The organism is Bifidobacterium rousetti, assembly GCF_008698235.1.
In the GTDB taxonomy this organism is placed as follows: Bacteria; Actinomycetota; Actinomycetes; order Actinomycetales; family Bifidobacteriaceae; genus Bifidobacterium; species Bifidobacterium rousetti.
Genome location: NZ_PEBH01000008.1, coordinates 151,807 through 155,141, shown reverse-complemented (window position 1 = coordinate 155,141; position 3,335 = coordinate 151,807). Strand labels below are relative to the sequence as shown.

Annotated in this window: 2 protein-coding genes (1 of these 2 running past the window's edge); both read left to right on the top strand. The window is 63.1% G+C overall.

The window, feature by feature from the left end; translation table 11 throughout:
- Positions 1 to 156 precede the first annotated feature (156 nt).
- Positions 157 to 1,626: an aggregation-promoting factor C-terminal-like domain-containing protein gene (locus CSQ85_RS09390; RefSeq protein WP_150383854.1), complete on the top strand. Its 1,470-nt coding sequence runs from the start codon at positions 157 to 159 to the stop codon at positions 1,624 to 1,626.
- A gap of 373 nt (positions 1,627 to 1,999) precedes the next feature.
- Positions 2,000 to 3,335, top strand: partial view of an InlB B-repeat-containing protein gene (locus CSQ85_RS09385; protein WP_150383853.1) — the 5' end (the start) only. The gene runs 2,168 nt beyond the window's last position; 1,336 of the gene's 3,504 nt are visible here — the first part of the coding sequence; it begins with the start codon at positions 2,000 to 2,002; its stop codon lies beyond the right edge, outside the window.

Here is a 3,335-nt window from a genome sequence, read left to right as displayed (position 1 = left end):
GCGGGGGTAGGAGGGGCCCCGCCGAAAAGGCAAGAACCCCCCCCCGCCCCGCCCGCCGGCGACTGATCCCGCCGCCCTTTCTGGTATCGGTATCGGCTGACGGTTTCCTTCTTCCCGTGTGGTGTGGGTTGAAACACACGCGGGAGGGAGGACCATATGGCCGGCAACAGCAAGGAAAGCAAGAGCGGTTCCGGCGCCGGCGGGCTGTTGCTCGGCCTCGGCGTCCTGGGTGCCGGCCTCGTGGTCGGTGTCGTGATCGTACTGGTCAGCGCGATCACCCTGATCACGGCCATGGTCCAGGCGAACAGCGCCGGCCTGTGCTCGGGCGACTCCTCCTCACCGACCTCGTGGGTCGCTGCCGCCAAACAAATCGCCGACGACGACAAGCACGGCTACTCGCAGCCCAACCGTGGCGGCAACCCCGACTTCGACTGCTCCAGTTTGGTGTGGTACGCGTTGAAACAGGCTGGATTCGACGTGGGCTCCACCCCGTTCTACACGGGCAACGAAGGTCTCGCGCTCATCAAGGCCGGGTTCGAGAAGATCTCGTTCAGCCGTGACAACCTGCAGACCGGCGACATCCTGTGGAATCCGGGCCACACCGAGATCTACGCGGGCGACAACAAGGTCGTGACCGCCGACCATGACGAGAACGGCGGCATCCAGGGGCGTACGCCCGGCGACCAGACCGGCAAGGAGATCACCGTGCGCAGCCTGTACGAGAACTTCCAGGCCGTGTACCGGTTGAAGGGCGGCGTCCAGCAGGCCGTGTCCGGTTCCACACAGGCCACGGGCACCAGCGGTTCGACCGGCGCCGTCAACCCGGTCGGACTGGACGAGAACGGGGTACGCGCCTGGTTCGGCGGCCAGCAGGGACCGAACAACATCTGCGCCGCGTACGCGTACGGCCAGTGCACATGGTACGCGTGCATCCGCGGCTACAAGATCGGCTGGAAGGGCATCGGCTCGCATTGGGGCAACGGCCAGGACTGGGCGCGCAGCGCTGCCAAGGCCGGGTTCAAGACCACGAAGACCGCTCCCGTCGCCGGCGCCCTGATGAGCGTGCCCGCCGGCCTGCTCGGCTCCAGCCGCAGCTACGGGCATGTGCTCGTGGTCGAATCCGTCGACACCGCGAAGGGCACCATCACCACCAGCGAGAAGGGCGCCGGCTACAAGGTATACAGCCGGACCCTGCCGATCAAGAACGGCGGCACGTACATCCTGCCCAACTCCGCGATCACCGGCACCGGCGCGTCCGGGTCCGGCGGTTCGGTCGAACAATGCGCGGTCGGCGACCCGGCCGGCGACAACGCGACCGGCGGCGACGCCAAAGCCATCGCCAAGAAAAAGGTCCAGGAATACGGGTGGGACGACAGCCAATACCAGTGCCTCGTCCAACTCTGGGAGCACGAATCCAACTGGAACGTGACCGCCACCAACCCGACCTCCGGCGCGTACGGCATCCCACAGGCCCTGCCCGGCAGCAAGATGGCCTCCGCCGGACAGGACTGGAAGACCAACGCGGCCACACAGATCACCTGGGGGCTCACCTACATCCGGCAACGCTACAAGACACCCTGCTCGGCATGGGCCACATGGCAGTCCAGAAGCCCCCACTGGTACTGACCGGCAGCCAAACCTCATCGACTCTGCGAGCCTGACGGAACCAAGGACTTATGGCCCCATGACACCGTTCGTCCGACGATCCCATCGGGCTCCGGCGGTGAACCGCTCATCGTGAATTGGTCTGCGCCCGGCTTCGATGTTCCGCCGACGTTTCGGGGTCTCGAGTGCCGCAGGACAAGGCAGGCTCATTCTTTCCGAAACCGGTCGGGTGGGCCGAATTCTTTCCCTTCCCATAAGGGCGTGTTCCTGTTTTCCAGTGGGTTTTTCGGGATCGCCCTTGGATAGGCCGATGTCATGATGGCTGGTATCGGATGCCGGGTTTTTGGTTCCTTGTTGTTGGGGTGTTGTTTTCACCGTCGCATGCCCGGCGTCGATGTCGTGTTTCGAAGCGCGCATGAGACTTCTCGGGAAAGGAATATTGATGAACGTCTTCAAACGGGGGGGGGCGGTTATTGCCGCCCTCATGCTCGTCTCGGCTCTAGCTCCCGGCTCTGCGGTCGCGGCCGATAACTGGGAAACTGCCTCAGTAGACACTGATCTTTCGAATGTCACGTATGACCGGTTGGGCACACGCTACACCGTGACAGGACTGGTCAAACCTCGGTTGGCCTGCTATACGTCCCCGATCGAGATCTCCTCCTCCAAAGGATCCTGGACGTATCTCTACCACTTTGGCACGCAAAATACATGCTTGATGTACATCAACGGTACGGAGACAGGCGCCTCCTATAGCAAGTTAGAGATGTCCAGGCAGAAGGTGCGCAGCACCGGCACATGGGGCGATTTCGACATGGTCGAGACCATGGAGGTCACCGGCGACGGCGACATCATGCACTACATCGACCTGACCGCGACAGCCAAGTTCACCGGAACCGTCGCATTCGCCCCCGACACCGAACTGAACGGCAATGACATGATCCCGATCTACGCGGACGGCGTCAACGGCGGCTACATCGGCGCCGACGGGTTCACGCTCGCGTTCGACCCGGTCAAGGGCATCGCCAAAACCATGGCCGGCAAATATCATGACTATGCCAGCGGCGTGGACGCGTTCGGCAAGAAGAACGGCCAGCTACTGTCCAGCGGCGTGGACACCGCCATCTACCACATCACGCCCACCCTGAATTTGAACGCGGGCGCCAAATACAGTGTCGTCTTCCGCGAGACCCTGTTCGCCGATGGCGAGCATCGCGTCGTGTACGACGCGAACGGCGGCAACTTTGGCAACGACGTGACCACGAAGAACACGTTCACCGGCGGCAACAAGCCAGCCACCCAACCCAACCCGCTGCCAGTCTGGACGGATCATGATCTCGTGTCATGGTCCACGTCCAGGGACGGATCATCCGGCGCCTACGATTTCTCCAAGCCTGTCACCGGCAACCTCACCCTGTACGCGCAATGGAAGGAACGCAAACCATACACGATCCGCTTCAACGCGAACAACGGCACCGGCACCATGGCCGACGTGCCGGCCAAGACCGGACAGCAGGTCACCCTTCCCGCGAACGCGTTCACCCGCCACGGCTACACGTTCACCGGATGGAAGGACGACAAGGGACACACCTACACGGACAGGCAGAAAGTCCAGGATCTGACCACCACTAGCGGCGGTGTCGTGACCCTCACTGCGCAGTGGAAGGCGAACGCGTCGCAGATCACGTACGACGCGAATACGGGATCAGGCACGACCGCCCCCACCAAGGGAC